This window comes from Bacillus sp. P4_D3, from assembly GCF_056401855.1.
This window is the reverse complement of sequence record NZ_JBFUIN010001262.1, coordinates 1-600: the sequence shown is the minus strand read 5'-3', so window position 1 is coordinate 600 and position 600 is coordinate 1. Positions and strand designations below refer to the sequence as shown.

Sequence of the window (600 nt, the reverse complement as noted above, 5' to 3'; positions counted from 1 at the left end):
AACTTATCATCCCTCCCTTACATCATTCTATATGTACTTCTTTCTYCTCATTAGAATTCCTATATAAACAAGTTGTTAATATTGTATATTTTATGAACAAAAAAACGCACAAGTAATGTAACCTGTACGTTTTCACTTTTATTCAGTAAGGTAATAAAGTAATAGTTTACGGGCCTTCTCATAATTCATAAAATCTCTATGCAAAATAGGATACTTCACAATTTCTGTTTCTAGAAAACGATATTGTGGAAACCATTCGAAAAATGATATTCGTAGCCACCTTAATTGTTGAAATGTAATTTTCTCTTCGTTTTTATTAAGTACATAACTTAAAGTTCCTGCTGTATGCATCCAATAACAATTTAAATCGGCATTAATACAGTCATCTTCTGTAAATGTATTTTTATAGTCTTTCTGCAATTTTCGTGTGTCACGATAGGGAAATGGCTTATGCAGAGGACTATGCATTTTCTGTAATTCATTAAAAATAACCTTTTTTCCTAATAGCAACGTTCCACCCCTTTATTTCTCCATCCAATTCAATAAGTTTTCATAATGATATTGAGCATCCTTATACCCAAGATTATATAAATTAACGAG

1 protein-coding gene and 1 pseudogene are annotated in these 600 nt (G+C 30.1%); both read right to left on the bottom strand.

Going from position 1 to position 600, the window contains the following annotated elements; genetic code table 11:
• Positions 1–138: 138 nt before the first annotated feature.
• Entirely contained in the window at positions 139–510 is a 372-nt protein-coding gene (locus AC1DTM_RS30690; RefSeq protein ID WP_016104967.1) for a YxiJ-like family protein, read from the bottom strand.
• A gap of 12 nt (positions 511–522) precedes the next feature.
• Positions 523–600: pseudogene (locus AC1DTM_RS30685) on the bottom strand (patatin-like phospholipase family protein); the annotation flags it as partial.